Source organism: Nocardia sp. NPDC004722, assembly GCF_053601505.1.
The window spans coordinates 1-15,272 of record NZ_JBSGBY010000144.1; the positions used below are offsets into that span (position 1 = coordinate 1).

Sequence of the window (15,272 nt, forward strand, 5' to 3'; positions counted from 1 at the left end):
AGGCGTTGGTGAAGTTCAGGATGCCGGTGCGGCCGGTGACCTTGCGCGCCAGCTTGAGTGCGGCCTCGACCGCGTTGGCTCCGGTCGGGCCGGGGCCCGCCATCGGCGATGCGGCGCACCCGATCTCGCCATGTCGGCACGTCGGTCATGAGCGGGGCCACGACCCCGAAGCGGAACGGCCTGGTCATATCCGGTCTCCTGTCGTTCGTTCCATCCAGAGGAGTCGACGACGCGTCCACCCGAAAATCATCGCACCGGGCCGGGATCAGGCCGGGGTGGAGGGTTCGGGGCGGCGGGAGCGGCGGGCGGCTACAGAGGTGAAGGTTTCGCGGTCGTCCAGGAAGCCTTCCAGCGCGAAGGTCGCCGCGCCGAGGCTCGAAGGGTTGTGAGGGAGGGTGTCGAGCTCCAGGGTGACGGCGGAGAAGGGGGCCGCCATGGCGTGGTGGGCGGCCGCGCGACGGGTCGCCTCCAACAGCGGGGCGCCCAGCTGGCGGGCGACCAGATCGCCGAAGACCATGCGGCGGGGGTTGAAGAGGTTCACCAGATTGGCGATGGCGACGCCCAGGTATTGGCCGGTCTTGTCGATGACCGCGATGGCGGTCGCGTCGTGCCGGGCCGCGGCGGCCGCTATCGCCGCGATGGTGGCGGCATCGTCGTCTGCGAGAAGTTCGCTGGCCGAATCGATCTCGCGCAGGGTCGCGGCGATGCCCGGGGCGCTGACGTAGGCTTCCACGCAGCCGTTGCGGCCACACGTGCAGGCGCGGCCGTCGAGCACGAGATTCGTGTGTCCCCATTCGCCCGCGCTGTTGCTGACACCGCGATACAGCATGCCGTCGATCACCACACCGATGCCGACGCCCGCCCGCAGCGTGACCACGATCAGATCGTCGACATCGCGTCCCGCGCCGAACCACAGCTGCGCCGCGGTACTGGCCTTGAGCGGGTTGTCCAGGTACAGCGGATACGGAAGTCGCTGCTCCAGCAGGGTTTTCAACGGTACGTCGCGCCAGTGCCAGTACGGTGAGAACACAGAGGTGCCGGTCTCCGGCTCGACCAGGCCGGGCACGCTCAGCCCGATGCCGAGCAGCTTGTCGGCCTCGCTGTCGAGGACTTCGCCGATGCCCCGCACGATGAGCTCGACGATGTCGGCGGGTGTGGTGGCCGCCGGGTCGACGGGGATCTCACTGGACCGCAGCACCGTCATGGCCAGATCGAAAACGTCCACGTGGATGCTGGTTTCGGCGATATCGACGCCGATCAGCCGCCCGCGATCCGGGTTGATCGCCAATTGCGCACGCGGCCGCCCGATTCCGGGCGCCTCGTAGCCGAGCTCGGCGAGCACGCCCACGTCCAAGAGTTCGGCGATCATATTGCCGACCGTCGCGAACGAGAGTCCCGTGGCCTGTGCGATCTCCTGGCGACTGGTGTGCCCGGCGGCGGCGTACACCGCCTGCAGCACACAGAACCTGTTGCGGCGCCGGATATCCCGCGCGGTCAGCTGGTACACGGCCCCGCCACTCCTTCTCACTGTTGCCGCGAAGATACCGGAGCGCTTCGCGAACGAACTTCTCCCAACAGTATTTACAATAGTTATCCGAAGTCCTACTGTAACCGGCATCACTAGCGACGCCAACTGTGTGGCAGATCACCTAGGAGTGCTCATGTCCTGGACCCACCGACGCCGATGGACCAGCACGATCGTGTGCGCGGCAGCCTTGACCCTCGCCGCCACCGCCTGCTCGTCCGGCAAGGACTCCGGCTCCAACAATGCTGGGCCGCAGCACGATACGGGCTCCGTCAGCCTGGTCTACGCGCAGAAGCAGGGCGATCAGGAGTACTTCATCGGCGAGGCCGACGGCGCGAAGGCCAAGGCCAAGGAGCTCGGCGTCGACCTGAAGGTGGTCAACCTCGGCAATGACGCCAACAAGGCCGTGACCGAGGTGCAGAACGCGGTGAACCAGAAGGCCAATGGCGTCATCGTGGTGGTGCCGGATCCCTCGGTCGGCCCGCAGGTCGTGCAGCTGGCCAAGTCCGGCGGCGTCGCCCTGCTCACCTCCGATGACCAGGTCTGCACCAACGGCCCGGATCCGGCGTCGTGCGCCAAGGACAGTCTGGTGCCGCGCGTCGGATTCAGCGGCACTCAAATGGGTACCGAGGTCGGCACCCGCGCGGGCCAGGACTTCAAGAAGCTGGGCTGGAAGCCGGAGGAGACCGCGATCGTCGACGCCTGGAAGCAGGACGTCACGGTCTGCACCGATCGGGTGAAGGCGAACCAGAAGGCGTTCAAGGACGCGTCGGGCGCGGACGTGAAGGTGATCGAGGTCGGCACCGACAACACGCCGTCGGACGCGCAGAACAAGATCTCCGCGACGGTGGCGGGCAATCGGTCGGTGAAGAACTGGATCGTCATGGGCTGCAATGACGAGAACGTCAGCGGCGGCGTCTCGGCCATCCAGAACGCGGGCTACTCCGCCGACAATGTGCTCGGCGTCGGGCTCGGCGCGTACCTGGCCTGCAAGGAATGGCGGGGCGGCAAGCCGACCGGCTTCAAGGCGGCGCTGTTCATCAACGGTAAGGACGTCGGCGCGCTGGCCGTGCAGACAATGGTCGACTATCTGAAGAACGGAAAAGCCATGCCCGCCGAGGCATTCGCCCCGACCCAGATGGTGGACGCGAGCAACTGGCAGCAGGCGGGCGTCACGTGCAGCTGACGGGACTGCGGGTCGCCGGGCTCGCCAAGGGCTTCGCCGGGGTGCCGGCGCTGCGCGAGGTGAGCCTGGACTTCCCGGCCGGTGTGGTGACCGCGTTGATGGGGGAGAACGGCGCGGGCAAGTCCACGCTCATCAAGATCCTCGGCGGTGACCACCGGCCCGACGGCGGCAGCCTCGAACTCGACGGCGTGCCACTGGAATTCGCGAGCCCCGCCGACGCGCGGGCCGCGGGCATCCGGGTGATCGGGCAGGAACCGGAGATCGTGCCGCACGTCTCGGTCGCCGAGAACGTCTACCTCGGCGCGCTGCCGCGCCGGGCCGGGCGGCTGCTGGATCGGGCGGCGCTGCGCGATCGGATGCGGGCGGACCTGGAACGGCTCGGCTTCGGCCGCGACCTCGACCCGGAGACGCTCGGCTCCAAACTGACTGCCGCGCAACGGCAATTGGTGGAGATCATGCGGGCGCTGACCACCGAGGCCAAGGTGATCGCCTTCGACGAGCCCACCTCCTCGCTCTCGGATCACGAGACCGAATCGCTGTTCGCGCTGATCGGCAGGCTGCGCGACCGCGGCCTCGCGGTCATCTACGTGTCGCACCGGATGCGGGAGATCTTCCAGCTCGCAGACCGGGTGGCGGTACTGCGCGACGGCGCGCTGGTCGGGGTGCGCGACACCGCCGACACCGACGAGCAGGAGATCGTGCGCATGATGGTCGGGCGCGATCTGTCGACGGTGTTCGCGCGCAAGCATTCCGAGCTCGGGCGGGTACTGCTCGAGGTGGACCGGGTCACCACCGACGACGTGCGGGACGTGAGCCTGCGGGTGCGGGCCGGTGAGGTGGTGGCGCTGGCCGGGCTGGTCGGCGCGGGCCGCTCCGAACTGGCGGGCGCGCTCGCGGGCGACCTGCCGATCCGGTCCGGGGAAGTGCGCATCGACGGCAAGCGGGTGCGGTTGCGGCAGCCGCGCGACGCGGTCCGCGCCGGCATGGGTTACGCGCCCGAGGAACGCAAGGCGCAGGCGCTGCTGCTGCATCGCGGTGTGCGCGACAATATCTCGCTCGCCATGCTGGATCGGCTGCGGCGTTGGCGGTTCATCCGCCGGGGCGCGGAACGTCAGCTCGCGCTCGAATACGTCGAATCCCTGCGCGTGCGCACACCTTCCATCGAGCAGGAGGTGCGCAAGCTCTCCGGCGGCAATCAGCAGAAGGTGGTGCTGGCGCGCTGGCTGGCCCGCAAACCCACGGTGCTCATCCTCGACGAGCCCACCCGCGGCGTCGATGTCGGCGCGAAGATCGAGATCTACCACGTCATCGAGGAATTGGCCGCCTCCGGCGTCGCGGTGCTGGTGATCTCCTCGGAACTGCCCGAGGTGCTCGGGCTGGCCGATCGCATCGTCGTCATGCAGCAGGGCCGGGTGACCGGCGAACTCGACCGCGCCGATGCCACCGAGGAGGCGATTCTCGCCTTGGCCATGGCGAACGACCTGACCGCGCAGCGAACGTAGGAAGACATGACCGACCAGAGAATCGAATCCCTCACCGACACCACGGTGTCCCCGCCGCCGCCGGGAGTCGCCCGCTACCTGGGCGGCCTGTCCACGCTCACCCCGGGACGGGTGATCCGGGGCATCGGCACCGGCAATCTCAGCCTGATCGGCGCGCTGGTGGTGGTCGTGGCCATCTTCGCCTGGCTCAACGACGGCTACCTCGATCCCCGCAATATCGCCGGAATCGGTGACGCGGTCACCGTTTTCGGGCTGCTGGCCGTGGTGCAGACCGTCGTCATCATCTGTGGCGCGCTGGATATCTCGGTCGGTTCGCAGGCCGGGGTCGCCTCGGTGATCAGTGCCATGGCGTTCACCTCGGCGGGCAGCAATGCCTTCGTCGGAATGCTGGCCGCGATCGGGGTCGGACTGGTGCTGGGACTGGCCAACGGGCTGATCATCGTCTACGGCCGGGTCAATCCGGTGATCGCGACGCTGGCCACGCTCGCCGCGTACAAGGGTCTCGCGCAATTGATCTCGGGTGGCAAGGCGCAGGGCTTCGTGCTCGGCAACGACGTGTTCATCTTCCTGGCGCGCGGCAAGATCCTCGGGCTGCCGGTGCCGGTGATCGTCCTCGCGGTGGTCGCGCTGGGCGTGCACGTGCTGCTCAAATACACCGACATCGGCCGCAATATCTACGCCATCGGCGGAAACGACACGGCCGCACGGCTTTCCGGCATCAACATCAACAAGTACCTGATCGCGGTCTACATGCTGGCCGGTGCGGTCGCCGCCGTCGCGGGCATCATCCTCACCGCACGCACCGGCTCCGGCCAGCCGGTCTCCGGCAGCGAGGGCCTGGAACTCAAGGCCATCACCGCCGCCGCGCTGGGCGGCTGCGCCCTCAAGGGCGGCAAGGGCACCGTCGGCGGCACCCTCCTCGCGGTCATCCTGCTCGGCGCCCTCGACAACGGCCTGAACGTGGTCGGCGTCAACACCTTCTGGCAGAACGTCGCCCAGGGTTCCCTCCTGGTCGCCGCCGTCGTGATCCAACAGCGCCGCAGCGGCGAACGCGCCGTCGGCCTGCCGACCTAACCCGCCCGGAGCACTCGATGGACACGCTGACAGCACACGTGTGCGCATTACCACCCGGCCGCCTCTGCGAAGGCCCGGTCTGGGACTCCCGCACCCAGGAACTCCTGTGGGTCGACATCCGCGCGGGACACATCCACCGCGCCACCCTGACCAGCGGGATCCCGGACTTGATCCCGGGCACTCGCCTAACGCTCGACCCTCCGGTCAGCGCGGTATTGCCGTGCGCCTCAGGCGGATTGCTGGCGACAGCCGGTGACACCATCGTCCGAATCGACGATTCGGGTCGCGTCTGCGAGCCTCTCGTGCGAGTGCCGTTGGCCGAAGGCGGGATTGGGAGTCGGTTCAACGACGCGAAGGTCGATCCGCGCGGGAGGCTACTCGCCGGGACCATGGCGGAGGAAGGGGGCGTCGGCGGTTCGGCTCTCTACCGGGTCGATCCGGACGGCACTCTCAGCACGCTGCGTACCGGGGTCACCATCTCCAACGGACTGGGCTGGAGCCCCGATGGACGCACCCTCTATTACGCCGACAGTCCCACCCGCCGGGTGGATGCCTTCGACTACGACCTCGACTCCGGAACCCTCGGCGCGGGCAGGCCGTTCGCGTACTTCGCCGACGGCGACCCGGACGGATTGACCGTCGATGCCGAGGGCAATGTCTGGGTGGCGGTGTGGGGCGCGGGTCAGGTCCGGGCCTTCGATCCGGACGGAAAGCTCCGCACGACAGTCGAAGTCGGACCCTCCCAGGTCTCGAGTTGCGCCTTCGCCGGTCCCGACCTCGACATTCTGGTCATCACCACGGCGGCCGAACACGAGGCCGCCCGGGAACCTCACGCGGGCCGCCTGTTCACCTGTGTTCCCGGCGTGACCGGCCGCCCCGCGACACCGTTCGCCGACGAGAAGCTGGTTTCGACAAATGAATGATGAGACATCTGGGGCAGCGGGATCGAGTGCGGCCCGCTCGGAGGTTCGCTCCGCCCTACGGCTCGTGAGCTCCGGGGATGCGACCCGCCATGATTCGGGCCCGAGTGATGCAGCCGCGCCGGATGCGCCTCCCTCGGAGGCGCCAGTGAGCGATCCGTTGCGGCCGGAGGTCCCGGTCATCGCGATCCTGCGTGCGCCGAAGGCGGATCGTTTCGCGGACGTGGCGGCGGTACTGCACGAATCCGGTATTACGGCAGTGGAATTCACGCTGACGAGTGCGGGGGCATTGGACGCGGTGCGGGAATGCGCAGGGTTCGCGCATCGAATCGGCGTGGGGTCGGTGCTCAGTGCGGCGGACGCGGAGCGCGCCGTTGCGGCCGGGGCGGCCTATCTGATCACCCCCGCGGTGGTCGAGGAAGTGATCGCGGCCGGGCTGCGGCTCGGGGTACCGGTGATCTCCGGGGCGTTCACGCCCACCGAGATTCATCGGGCGTGGACGGCGGGGAGCCGCATGGTGAAGGTGTTTCCCGCGAATCTGGGTGGGCCGGGCTATATCCGGGCGGTGCGCGCGCCGCTGCCGGAGATCCCGCTGGTGCCCACCGGCGGGGTCGGGCCGGGTGAGGCTCGCGCGTATCTGGCGGCGGGGGCCGCGGCGCTGGGGATCGGTTCGCCGCTCATCGGGGACGCCTGTGCGGGTGGCGATCTCGATGCGCTGCGGGAGCGCGTTCGTCACCTGCGGGACCAGCTGTCATGAGGGGCGGACTGGTAACGCTCGGCGAAGCGCTCGGCGTGGTCGCCGCCACCGACCCCGGTCCGCTCGCCCCCGGCGCGAGCCTGCGCATGGATTTCGCTGGGGCGGAGGCGACCGTCGCGATCGGGGTCAGCAGGCTCGGCCACCACAGCGCCTGGATCGGCAGTGTGGGCGCGGATGCCGTGGGCCGCATGATCCTCGACCGGCTGCGCGCCGAACAGGTGGACGTCTCCGGCTGCCGCCTGGATCCGGACCTGCCCACCGCGCTGATGCTGCGTGAGCGACGCACCGCCGACCGCACCCGGGTCACCTACTACCGGCGTGGCCTGGCGGGCGCGCACCTCTCCGTCGACCAGATCGACGCGGCCCGGATCGCCGCCGCCGGTGTCCTGCACATCACCGGAATCACTCCGGCACTGAGCAATTCGGCGCGAGCGGCGCTCGATCTGGCGGTCGGGATCGCCGTGGACGCGGGGGTCCCGGTGGCGCTGGACGTCAACTATCGCAGCGCGCTGTGGACACCCGCCGAGGCCGCCGCCGAGCTGGCGAAACTGGTGTCGCGCACCGATATCCTCTTCGCCGGTCTCGACGAGGCCGCCCTGCTGCTGTGGTTCGCCCTCCCCGACACCGTGCCCGAGGATCTGCCCTCGATGGCCGAAGCCCTGGCCGCCCAAGGCCCTTCGGAGGTCGTGCTCAAGCTCGGCTCCGACGGGGCCGCCGCCTGGTCCGACGGCGCGCTGCTGCGCGAGGGCGCGGTCCCGGTGACCGCGGTCGACCCGGTCGGGGCCGGTGACGCCTTCGTCGCCGGATACCTGGCCGGACTGCTCGACGGCGGATCCGTCTCGGAGCGTTTGCGATTGGCCGCGCTCTGCGGCGCGTTCGCCGTCTCGGTGCCCGGCGACTGGGCAGGGCTGCCCTATCGCGACGAGCTCGGGCTGCTCGACGGGGCCGATATTCAGCGATGAGCACGAAGGGGAAGAGCATGAGCCGGTTGACGGACAGGGTTGCCGTCGTCACCGGGGCGGCCTCGGGCATCGGGGCGGCCACCGCGTGGCGACTGGCGGCGGAGGGCGCGACCGTGGTGATCGCCGATATCGACGAGACCGCGGGACGCGAAGTGGCGGACAAGATCCGGGCCACCGGCGCGCACGCGGAGTACCGGTGGTGCGATGTCGCCCGCGAGGACTCGTGGGAAGCGTTGCGGGAGCGGGTCCACGACCGCTTCGGTCCGGTGGATTTCCTGTGCAGCAACGCCTCTCGGCAGGCGATCATCCCGGCCCACGAGCTGAGCCGGCAGCAGTGGGACGACGGGCTGGCGGTCAATCTGACCCCGCTGTTCCTGGGCCTGCGCACCTTCATCGGTGATCTGCGCGCCCGGCGCGGCAATGTCGTCGCCGTCTCCAGCGTGCACGCGCAATTCGGGCTGCCCGGCTATCCGGTGTACGCGGCCGCCAAGGGCGGGCTGACCGCGCTGGTGCGGCAGCTCGCGGTGGAGTACGGGCAGGACCGGGTGCGGGTGAACGCCGTGCTGCCCGGCCCGATCCTCACCCCGGTATGGGATGACGTGGACGCCGAAGGACGGCAATTATCGGCGCGCGCAACGGTTCTCGACCGGCTGGGCGCGCCCGAGGAGGTGGCGGCCGCCATCGCCTTCCTCGCCTCCGACGACGCCTCCTTCATCACCGGCGCGAACCTGGTCGTGGACGGCGGCTGGAGCGTGCGAAAGGAATCCCGGTGAAGATCACCGCACTCACCACCTATCTGGTCGCGCCGCGCTGGTGCTTCCTGCGCATCGACACCGACGCGGGGATCAGCGGCTGGGGCGAACCCGTCATCGAAGGGCGCGCCCACACCGTGGCCGCCGCCGTCGAGGAACTGTCCGACTACCTCATCGGCGAGGACCCGATGCGGATCGAGGCGCACTGGCAGACCCTTACCAAAGGCGGCTTCTATCGTGGCGGGCCCATCCTGTCCAGCGCGGTCGCGGGCATCGATCAGGCGCTGTGGGACATCACCGGCAAGGCGCTCGGCGTGCCGGTGTGGCAGCTGCTCGGCGGGGCGGTGCGCGATCGCGTCCGCGTCTACAGCTGGATCGGCGGCGACCGGCCCGACGATGTGGCGCAGGCCGCGCTGGAACGAAAAGCCCAGGGCTTCACCGCGATCAAGATGAACGCGTCCGCCGAAATGGAAGCCATCGACACCCCGCGCGCGACCCTCGGCATCGTCGAGCGGGTGGCCGCGGTGCGGGAGGCGGTCGGCGACGAGTTCGATATCGCCGTCGACTTCCACGGCCGCTTGTCGGTCGCCATGGCGCGGCGGGTGCTGCCGCTGCTCGAGCCGTACCTGCCGATGTTCGTGGAAGAGCCGCTGGTGCCGGAGGTGAGCGATCGGATCGGCGAGATCACCCGCGCGACGAGCATTCCCATCGCGACCGGCGAAAGGCTCTATTCGCGCTGGGATTTCCTGCCGGTGCTCGAACGCGGGGTGGCCGTGGTGCAGCCGGACCTGTCGCATGCCGGAGGCATCTCCGAGGTTCGCCGCATCGCGGCGCTGGCCGAGGCCCGCGATATCGCGCTGGCGCCGCACTGTCCGCTCGGCCCGATCGCGCTGGCGGCCAGCCTCCAGGTCGGCTTCGCCACCCCGAATCTGCTGATCCAGGAACAGAGCCTGGGCATCCACTACAACACCAGCTCCGACCTGCTCGACTATCTCCTCGACCCGGCGGTTTTCGCCTACCGCGACGGTCATGTCGGACTGCCCACCGCGCCAGGACTGGGCATCGACATCGACGCCGATGCCGTCGCCCGCGCCGCCGAGACCGGGCACCGCTGGCGGAACCCGGTCTGGCAGCGCAAGGACGGCTCGTTCGCCGAATGGTGAATCAGCGCCGAAGGGTGAATCAGCGCTGCGGGGCCAGCACCCGGAACTGATCCGTCGGATGCTGGGTCGCGGCCGCCTCCGCGCGCTCCTTCGCGATTTCCACCCGGTAGCCGACGATCACGGTGCCCACCAGCGCCGCCGCGATCACGCCCTCCGCGATGAAGAACGACGTGAAGTCGATGATCGAGCCGATCGGCGCGCCACCGGGCACCGCGTTGCGCAGCGGCACCAGCGCGAAAAGCAGTGCGCCCATCATGGATACGGCCGGGAACATCAAACCGCGTCTGCCGCCCAGCACGTAGTAGCAGGCGATGGCGGCGGCCAGGGCCAGACCCAGCATCAGGATCATGATGAACACCGCGAACACCAGCGACGGGATCGACCGGCTCGCACGCAGAGTCAGGTCGATGCCGTTGTCGGTGCTGTTCTCCGGCGTCTCGCTCACCGCGAACAAGGTCTCGCCGCTGGCGACGGTCGCCGCGGTCGGCAGCCGCTTGTCGCCGCTGAACACGTCGAAGGCCAGGACGGAGTCGTAGGAGTCGAAGGGATAGTCGGTGAGGGTGCCCTCGACCACGACCTTCACCTCGGCGGCGGAAATCGGTTCGCCCGCCTTGATTTTGATCGGATCCGCCTTGAGCGCCGAGGCGTAGAGCAGGGCGTCGGAGGCGAAGCGGCCGTTTTTGTCGGCGAGTGCGCCGCGCGGCTCGGCCAGCACCTCGACGGTCGCGGTCTGGGTGGCCGGGTCGATCTTGCCGATCCAGATATTGAGGTCCACGCGGTCGGCGACCGCGGTATTGCCGAAGGGATGCGAAGCCTCCGAACGGGTTCGGCCCACCTCGTAGGTGGACAGGGCGAGCACCAGACCCACGATGACGGCCGCCGCGACCGCGACCAGCCACAGCGGTCCGCGGCGTTTCTGCTGAATTCCGTGTTGCACGCCGCGAACCTATCGGCGCGCCGATCACCGATCGATCAGGAAGACATCAATTCCAAACCGAGTGGTCCGGGCGTGATCCAGAACTGATCGGGGCTTGATTTCCTGCGTGCTGTATTGGGTCCCATGGCTTTTCCGTATCAGAACCATCCAACCGCGAACAACCCCGAGGCCGCTCAGCAGCGCAGCCTCGGCTACTTCATCTTTCTCAGCCGCTGGCTGCAGCTTCCGCTGTATCTCGGCCTGATCGTGGCGCAGGCCGCGTATGTCTGGCAATTCCTGCGCGAACTGTGGGATCTGGTGCACGGGCTGTTCGCCGACGGCAATGCCGAAACCAGCATCATGCTCGCGGTGCTGGGCCTGATCGACGTCGTCATGATCTCCAACCTGCTGATCATGGTGATCGTCGGTGGCTACGAGACCTTCGTCTCGCGCCTGCGCATCGACGGGCACCCGGATCAGCCGGAATGGCTGGCCCAGGTGAACGCCAACGTGCTGAAGGTGAAGCTGGCCATGTCCATCGTCGGCATCTCCTCGATCCACCTGCTCAAAACCTTCATCAGCATCACCAATGACGCCAACCCCGGCCAACACTCCGCCCGCTACCTCTGGCCGGTGATCATCCACCTCTCCTTCGTGGCGTCCGCGGTCCTGCTGGCCTGGATCGACCGCATCATGCCGCACGCCGCCCACCACGGCCACCACCAGAACGGCCATCCCGAGGGCACCGTGCACCAGAACGGCCACGAGACACCGGCCCCCGCGCTGCCCGGCCCGCATCCCGGCGGCTGGGGCAACGGCGATCCGGCGGCCTTCCGCACCAATTAGCGATCGCGCTCAGCCCAGGGGGTGGTGGCGGAGGAATTCGGCGGCGGCCGGGTATTGCTCCAATGCCTTGGCCGCGGCGGCTTCCTCGGCGGCGCAGAGTCGTTCGTAGCCGGACTCGTCGGCGTGGGCGGCGTGGGTGCGCAGGGTTTGCAGGGATTCCACGGCGTCGCGGTGGTCGCCGAGGACGCCTTGCAGGCGTTTGGCGCGTTTGCCGAGTTCGGCGGCGGGCTCGCCGAGGACGGCGGTCGCGGCCTCCGCGGAGTAGCGCAATCGCTTGGCGGCCTTACGGATATCGTGCAGATGCTCGACGCGCTCTTCCTCGGTGAGGCTCGGCTCCATGCGCACCAGGCGGCGCAGCTCGCGGAAGTCGTGGCGCAGCACGTCGGCGAAGACGTGGTCGGCGGGTTTGCCCGCCTCGGCCGGGCGCAGCGGGGCGTTGGTGATCATCCCGTGTAGTCGATCCAGCAGGGTGCGGTAGCGGCGGCTGTCGAAGGAGTCCACCACCGCGCGGTGCGCGCCCGCGTAGAAGCGGCGCTCATCGGCCACCAGTTGCGCGCCGAAATCCTTGCGGGGCGCGGACTTCTCGCCCAGCGGCACCGTCTTCTCGTCGAACGGCGCCCCGGCGTCGCCCAGCAGCGCCGCGAACCGCTCGGCCCGCACCTCGGCGTCCCGCGCGACCCCGAGCAGTCCGGCCAGCCAGCGCAATTCGTCGGTGATCTCGCCGACGGGCTTGCGTCGCAGGACGCGGCGATAGGACTTCAGCACACTGCGCAGTCGCCGGGTGGCCACCCGCATCGAATGCACCGAATCCGGAAGATCCTGGCGCACATCGGGTTCGGCCGTACACAGCCGGTCCACATCGGCGGCTACTGCGTCGACCAAGGCGGGACCGGCTGTGGTACTCATCTACGTCCTGTACTTGTCGGTGGCTTCCACCAGATGGTGGGTGATGCCGGGTTCGAGAGCGGCGTGACCGGCGTCGGGCACGATGTGCAATTCCGAAGCGGGCCAGACCTTGTGCAGATCCCAGGCGCTGGTGGCCGGGCACACCACGTCGTAGCGGCCCTGCACGATCACGCCGGGAATATGGGCGATGCGGTCGATGTCGCGCAACAGCTGCCCCTCGTCGAGGAAGCCGTGGTTGACGAAGTAGTGGTTCTCGATGCGGGCGAAGGCCAGCGCGAATCGCGGGTCGGCGGTTTCGGCGACCCGATCCGGGTGCGGCAGCAGGGAACTCGTGGAACCCTCCCAGGTCGACCACGCGACGGCCGCGTCGGTGGCGAGGGCGGCATCGGGGGAGTGCAGCAGCCGGTGGTAGACCTCGACCAGGTCCTGCCCGCGTTCGGCTTCCGGCACCGGCGCCAGGAACTTCTCCCACTCATCGGGGTACACGTACCCCGCGGAGCCATTGTAATACCAATCGATTTCCTTGCGCCGCAACAGGAATATCCCGCGCAAGACCAATTCGGTGACCCGCTCCGGATGGGCTTGCGCATAGCTCAGCGCCAGCGTCGAACCCCAGGAACCGCCGAACACCAGCCAGGCGTCGACGCCCAAATGTGTTCGCAGCCTTTCGATATCGGCGACCAGATGCCAGGTGGTGTTGTGCTCGAGGCTCGCCCCGTCGGCGATGTGCGGAGTGGATTGACCGCAACCCCGCTGATCGAACACGACGATCTTGTACGCCTGCGGATCGAAGAACTGCCGGTGATACGGCGAGGTGCCGCCGCCCGGGCCACCGTGCAGGAAGACCGCGGGCTTGCCGTCGGGGTTGCCGCTCACCTCGTAGTAGAGCTGTTGGCCGTCACCGACATCCAGCATGCCCTTCTCATAGGGCTCGATCGGCGGATACAGGGTGCGCATCAGCCCGCCACCAGCCCCGAGGCCAGATCCGGGATCTCGATCGCCTTGATGGCCTCGCTGCGCACGTCCGGGCAGCTCTTGGTGGTGACCCGATCCACCACGCCGCGCTCGTTCGGCAGGAACAGGCCGTTCTGCGCCGCCCACTGGATCACGGTCGCGTTGAGCGACACCTTGTCCATGGTCGGGGTCTGCACCCGCCAGTCCGACAGCTGCGGCCGCAACAGATCGCACAACTGCTTGGCCTGATCATCGGTGACATTCAACCCCGCCCCGTTCGCCCCGGTGGTCGGTGCGCCCGAACCGCTCGGCGCGACCGTGGAGGTGAGCGGTGAGCCCGAGCCCTTCGGCTGCGTAGATCCGGTCGAGGAGTTGTCCCCACAGGCCGCGACCAATGCGAGAGCGGCCACGCCGGCGATCACCAGCGGCGCCCGTCGAACCCAGCGACTACTTCCACGATCCATGAACTTCCCTTTGGTCGATCCAGCTCGTTGGCTACCGAGTCTGCCACCAAAACCGGGTAGTGGACCGAGAAGGCAGGGGCCGAATACGTGTCGATAGCCGTCGGCTATCGAGATCGCGGGCGGGAATCGGGTGATCGGCGTCGAAAAACGCCCCCGCGAGAATCCGCGAGGGCGTTCCGTGCACTGCTCGGCGGCGCCGATCAGTAGCTGTGCTCCGGGCCCGGGAACACGCCGCGCCGCACCTCGTCCGCGTAAGTGGCTGCCGCGCTGCGCAACTGGCCGCCCACATCGGCGAACTGCTTCACGAACTTGGCGGTCTTGCCGCCGGTGTAACCGACCATGTCCTGCCAGACCAGCACCTGCGCATCGCATTCCACGCCGGCGCCGATGCCGATCGTCGGAATGGTCAGCTTGCGGGTGACCTGCCCGGCCAGCTCGGCCGGGACCATCTCCATCACGACGGAGAAGGCGCCCGCCTCCTGCACCGCGATGGCGTCGGTGATGAGCTGTTCGGCCCCGTCGCCGCGACCCTGCACCCGGAAGCCGCCGAGGGTGTTGACGCTCTGCGGGGTGAACCCGATGTGCGCCATCACCGGAATGCCCGCCGCGGTCAGCTTGTGAATGGTGTCGGCGACCCGCTCACCGCCCTCGAGCTTCACCGCGTGCGCGCCGCCCTCCTTCATGAAGCGCACGGCCGTGGCCAGCGCCTGCTCGGGAGAGGACTCGTAGCTGCCGAACGGCAGGTCCGCCACCACCAGCGCGTGCGGCGCACCCTTGACGACGCCTCGAACCAGCGGAATCAATTCGTCGATGGTGATCGCGACCGTGGTGTCGTAGCCGTACACCACATTCGCGGCCGAATCGCCGACCAGGAGCACCGGGATCCCGGCGTCCTCGAAGATCTGGGCGGTGGAGTAGTCGTACGCGGTGAGCATCGACCAGCGCTCACCCGCCTGCTTCATCTGCTGCAAGTGCTGCACTCGCATCTTCCGCTTCGCGGGAGTTGACGGTGCCACAGCCCCATACACAGGCGTTTCCGCATCAGATACGGACATCATCGTCCCTCTTTCGTCGTTCCTCGAGGCCCGTCACCGGGTCCCCGGGTTGCTATGACGCTCTCAGTCTGCCATTCGCCCCGCTCGCGCCGGAGATGGAATTCCTCACATCCGCTACTGGACGCGGAGGTCCGCCGCGGGTGGCAGTCGACGCTCGTCGGCGGGGGCGAGCAGTGGCAGGCCGAATCGGCAGATCTCGTCGGCCGCGTCGATATTGCGCGGAGACCGGCCCAGCACCGGCCGCAGCGCGGCGGGCCCGGGTGCGCCGGGCCAGGTGTGGCCCATGCCGT

General features: G+C 68.6%; 15 protein-coding genes. 9 read left to right on the top strand and 6 right to left on the bottom strand.

Translation table 11 applies throughout. The annotated features are described in order from the left end of the window. Positions 1-265: 265 nt before the first annotated feature. The gene (locus ACWELQ_RS16565) at positions 266-1,507 is read right to left on the bottom strand and encodes an ROK family protein (RefSeq protein ID WP_452397908.1); all 1,242 of its coding nucleotides are present in this window, start codon (positions 1,505-1,507) and stop codon (positions 266-268) included. A gap of 154 nt (positions 1,508-1,661) precedes the next feature. On the opposite strand from ACWELQ_RS16565, the gene ACWELQ_RS16570 reads away from it, so the two are divergent. The 8 genes from ACWELQ_RS16570 to dgoD all read left to right on the top strand — a co-directional run bounded on the left by ACWELQ_RS16570 (position 1,662) and on the right by dgoD (position 9,841). Then, a complete protein-coding gene (locus ACWELQ_RS16570) occupies positions 1,662-2,711 on the top strand; it encodes a substrate-binding domain-containing protein (protein WP_452397909.1) in 1,050 nt (349 codons plus the stop codon). Next, a complete protein-coding gene (locus ACWELQ_RS16575) occupies positions 2,702-4,213 on the top strand; it encodes a sugar ABC transporter ATP-binding protein (RefSeq protein WP_452397910.1) in 1,512 nt (503 codons plus the stop codon). Before ACWELQ_RS16570 ends, ACWELQ_RS16575 begins: the two co-directional genes overlap by 10 nt. A 6-nt stretch (positions 4,214-4,219) precedes the next feature. Then, on the top strand, positions 4,220-5,287 hold the full coding sequence (locus ACWELQ_RS16580; RefSeq protein WP_452397911.1) for an ABC transporter permease: 1,068 nt from the start codon (positions 4,220-4,222) through the stop codon (positions 5,285-5,287). Between the two features lie 17 nt (positions 5,288-5,304). Beyond that, complete coding sequence (locus ACWELQ_RS16585) at positions 5,305-6,210, top strand: SMP-30/gluconolactonase/LRE family protein (RefSeq protein ID WP_452397912.1); 906 nt, start codon at positions 5,305-5,307, stop codon at positions 6,208-6,210. A gap of 145 nt (positions 6,211-6,355) precedes the next feature. After that, a complete protein-coding gene (locus tag ACWELQ_RS16590) occupies positions 6,356-6,964 on the top strand; it encodes a bifunctional 4-hydroxy-2-oxoglutarate aldolase/2-dehydro-3-deoxy-phosphogluconate aldolase (RefSeq protein ID WP_452397913.1) in 609 nt (202 codons plus the stop codon). Next, a complete protein-coding gene (locus tag ACWELQ_RS16595; protein WP_452397914.1) occupies positions 6,961-7,926 on the top strand; it encodes a sugar kinase in 966 nt (321 codons plus the stop codon). Before ACWELQ_RS16590 ends, ACWELQ_RS16595 begins: the two co-directional genes overlap by 4 nt. A gap of 17 nt (positions 7,927-7,943) precedes the next feature. Further along, positions 7,944-8,699: an SDR family NAD(P)-dependent oxidoreductase gene (locus ACWELQ_RS16600; protein ID WP_452397915.1), complete on the top strand. Its 756-nt coding sequence runs from the start codon at positions 7,944-7,946 to the stop codon at positions 8,697-8,699. Further along, positions 8,696-9,841 carry a galactonate dehydratase gene (gene dgoD, locus ACWELQ_RS16605; RefSeq protein WP_452397916.1) on the top strand — a complete coding sequence of 382 codons (1,146 nt, stop codon included), beginning with the start codon at positions 8,696-8,698 and terminating at the stop codon, positions 9,839-9,841. The genes ACWELQ_RS16600 and dgoD overlap by 4 nt, the downstream gene beginning before the upstream one ends. A 19-nt stretch (positions 9,842-9,860) precedes the next feature. Here the strand turns inward: dgoD and ACWELQ_RS16610 are convergent, their stop codons facing one another. Beyond that, positions 9,861-10,778 carry a DUF4436 family protein gene (locus ACWELQ_RS16610; RefSeq protein WP_452397917.1) on the bottom strand — a complete coding sequence of 306 codons (918 nt, stop codon included), beginning with the start codon at positions 10,776-10,778 and terminating at the stop codon, positions 9,861-9,863. Between the two features lie 123 nt (positions 10,779-10,901). Here ACWELQ_RS16610 and ACWELQ_RS16615 point away from each other — a divergent pair, with 123 nt between their 5' ends. Further along, the gene (locus ACWELQ_RS16615) at positions 10,902-11,603 is read left to right on the top strand and encodes a TIGR00645 family protein (protein WP_452397918.1); all 702 of its coding nucleotides are present in this window, start codon (positions 10,902-10,904) and stop codon (positions 11,601-11,603) included. 9 nt (positions 11,604-11,612) lie between these two features. Here the strand turns inward: ACWELQ_RS16615 and ACWELQ_RS16620 are convergent, their stop codons facing one another. The 4 genes from ACWELQ_RS16620 to panB form a co-directional block, all read right to left on the bottom strand. Continuing rightward, a complete protein-coding gene (locus ACWELQ_RS16620) occupies positions 11,613-12,509 on the bottom strand; it encodes a CHAD domain-containing protein (protein WP_452397919.1) in 897 nt (298 codons plus the stop codon). Next, positions 12,510-13,466: a prolyl aminopeptidase gene (gene pip / locus ACWELQ_RS16625; RefSeq protein WP_452397920.1), complete on the bottom strand. Its 957-nt coding sequence runs from the start codon at positions 13,464-13,466 to the stop codon at positions 12,510-12,512. Beyond that, complete coding sequence (locus tag ACWELQ_RS16630; protein ID WP_452397921.1) at positions 13,466-13,927, bottom strand: hypothetical protein; 462 nt, start codon at positions 13,925-13,927, stop codon at positions 13,466-13,468. The genes pip and ACWELQ_RS16630 overlap by 1 nt, the downstream gene beginning before the upstream one ends. A gap of 200 nt (positions 13,928-14,127) precedes the next feature. Continuing rightward, positions 14,128-14,982: a 3-methyl-2-oxobutanoate hydroxymethyltransferase gene (gene panB / locus ACWELQ_RS16635; protein WP_452397922.1), complete on the bottom strand. Its 855-nt coding sequence runs from the start codon at positions 14,980-14,982 to the stop codon at positions 14,128-14,130. Between the last annotated feature and the right edge of the window lie 290 nt (positions 14,983-15,272).